This window comes from Mesorhizobium sp. M2C.T.Ca.TU.002.02.1.1, assembly GCF_003997225.1.
Genome location: NZ_RZTO01000841.1, coordinates 1 through 2,595 on the forward strand (window position 1 = coordinate 1; position 2,595 = coordinate 2,595).

Sequence of the window (2,595 nt, forward strand, 5' to 3'; positions counted from 1 at the left end):
GCCTTTGCCCATCATTGCCACCTGCTTACCGAAAAGCCGCTGGCCGACAGCCCCGAGAATGCGCGGGCCATCATCGCGGCGGCGCGACAGGCCGGGCGTGTCCACGCCGTCGTCCAGAACCGGCGCTACGTCGCCAATGTCCGCCGCATCCGGCGTTTCCTCGACTCCGGCGCCATCGGCAAGCCGACCAGCATCCATGCCGATTTCTTCATCGCGCCGCATTTCGGCGGCTTTCGCGAGGAGATGCGCCACGTGCTGTTGCTCGACATGGCGATCCACACCTTCGACGCCGCGCGCTACATGATCGCCGGCGAGCCGGCCAGCGTCTATTGCCAGGAATGGGAGCCGGCCAATTCCTGGTACCGGCAGGGCTCGTCGGCGAGCGCCGTTTTCGACCTCGGCAGCGGCAAGGTTTTCACCTATGCCGGCTCCTGGTGCGCCGACGGCTTCCGCACGAGTTGGGAGGGCAGTTGGCGCATCGTCGCCGAGCGCGGCAGCCTGTTGTGGGACGGCCATGACGGGCTGAAGGCGGAGGTGGTTGCCTCCGGCCGCGACGGCATCATCGACAAGACGGAAGCCATCCAGGTGCCGGCGCTCGACCCGGCCGACCGCGTCGGCGGACATCTCGGCATCATCCAGGATTTCATGCGCGCGATCGAGACGGGGACCGAGCCGGAGACCCGCGGCGCCGACAACATCAAAAGCCTGGCCATGGTCTTCGGCGCGATCGAGAGCGCGGAGAGCGGGCGGCGCGTGGCAATCGCCAAGGAAGCACAATGATGCCAAACCCGCTTCTCGATATCAGGATCGGCACCATGGTGCGGGCCAATCTCGACGATCCGGCCGCCTACGTGAAGCAGATCCTGCCGCTCGGTTTCGAGAGCATCCAGCCCTTCTTCTGGCAGACGCTGGGCGGCAAGGACCTGAAGCGCCTGGCGGGCGAAATCCGCGAAGCGATCGGCGATGCCGACGTCACCGTGTCGTCGATCGGCGTGTTCGGCAATCCGCTTGAGAGCGGCGAAGTCGATCGCGGCGTGCTCCAGGCCTGGGAGACGGTGATCGACAACGCGCATCTGTTCGGCACTTCCATGGTCTGCGGCTTCACCGGCCGCCTGCGCGGCAAGAAGCTGACCGACAGCTTGCCGCGCTTCCGCGAGGTGTGGGGACCGCTGGCCAGACGTGCCGCCGACAAGGGCGTGCGCATCGCCTTCGAGAACTGCGCCATGGATGGCAACTGGGCGAGCGGCGACTGGAACATCGCCCACAATCCCGATGCCTGGGAGCTGATGTTCAACGAGTTGCCCAACGACAATCTCGGGCTCGAATGGGAGCCCTGCCACCAGCTCGTCTACCTCATCGACCCGATCCCGCAAATCCGCAAATGGGCGCCGCGCATCTTCCACGTCCACGGCAAGGACGCGACCGTGCGCTGGGACGTGATCCGCGAGCATGGCGTGTTCGGACGCCTGCCTTTCGTGCAGATGCGCACGCCGGGCTTCGGCGACAGCGACTGGACGCGGGTGATCAGCGAGTTGCGGCTGGCCGGCTACAAGGGCGCCATCGACATCGAGGGCTGGCACGACCCGGTCTATCGCGGCGACCTGGAGATCACCGGCCAGGCGCGGGCGCTGGATTACCTGAAGCAATGCCGGGGAGGGAACAGCTACCTGCCCAATCCGGTCTGAGTGCCGGCCGGCGGGAGGAGCCGGCCGATCCAAATCATTGTTGAAAACCCTTGATCGCGAGGGACCAAAAGGGAGGAATGTGCATGAACATCACGACCAGAAGGACTGTTCTGCGCTCGACCGTCGTGGCGGCCGCCGCGGCGCTCTGCGCCTCGATCTCCACTCTGCCGGCACAGGCGCTTGACGCGCAATGGTGCAAGGACGTGCATATTCGCTTCTTCGTCGGCGGCGCCGAGGGCGACGCCTTCGGCACCATCGTCTACAATGGCGCCAAGCAGGCAGCGGCCGATCTCGGGCCGAAAGTCGATTACATCTTTTCCGGTTGGGACGTCGAAAAGATGGTGCAGCAATTGCGCGAGGCGGTCGCCGTCAAGCCCCAGGGCATCGCCATGATGGGCCATCCGGGCGACGCGGCGATCATGCCGCTGGCCGAACAGGCGCATAAGGACGGCATCAGGATGATGTACCAGAACGTTCCGGTGCCGACCGTGGTGGCGGCGTTCGGGGGCGGCTATGTCGGCGCGCAGCAGGAGCAGCAGGGGCGCGCGCTCGGCGCCGAGGCGTTCAAGTTGGCCGGGCTGAAGGCCGGCGACAAGGCGATCATGATCGGCCCGTTCGAGAACGAGAGCCGCGGCGCGCGCGAGCGTGGGACGGTCGCCGCGCTGAAGGAGGCCGGCGTCGACGTCGTTCAGATCAATTCACAAACCGAATGGGCAGCCGATCCCAATCTCGCGATCCCGCCGATCACCGCCGCGCTGCTCAACAATCCCGGCGTCAAGGCGGTCGGTTATCCCGGCGGCCAGATGCTCGGCAATGTCGCCACCTATATGCAGGCGGCGGGCAGGAAGCCTGGCGACATCTTCAATTTCGGCTTCGACACCAGCCCGCAGATCGTCGAGGCCTTCAAGGG

Annotated in this window: 3 protein-coding genes; all 3 read left to right on the forward strand. The window is 66.0% G+C overall.

Features of this window, described 5'->3' with window-relative positions; translation table 11 throughout:
* On the forward strand, positions 1–780 hold a 780-nt coding region (locus EOD07_RS30235), incomplete at its 5' end, for a Gfo/Idh/MocA family oxidoreductase (protein WP_164772683.1).
* The gene (locus EOD07_RS30240) at positions 777–1,685 is read left to right on the forward strand and encodes a sugar phosphate isomerase/epimerase (protein WP_127237923.1); all 909 of its coding nucleotides are present in this window, start codon (positions 777–779) and stop codon (positions 1,683–1,685) included. The genes EOD07_RS30235 and EOD07_RS30240, both read left to right, overlap by 4 nt.
* A gap of 83 nt (positions 1,686–1,768) precedes the next feature.
* Positions 1,769–2,595, forward strand: an 827-nt coding sequence (locus EOD07_RS30245; protein WP_127237924.1) for a substrate-binding domain-containing protein, incomplete at its 3' end; no start/stop codon positions are given.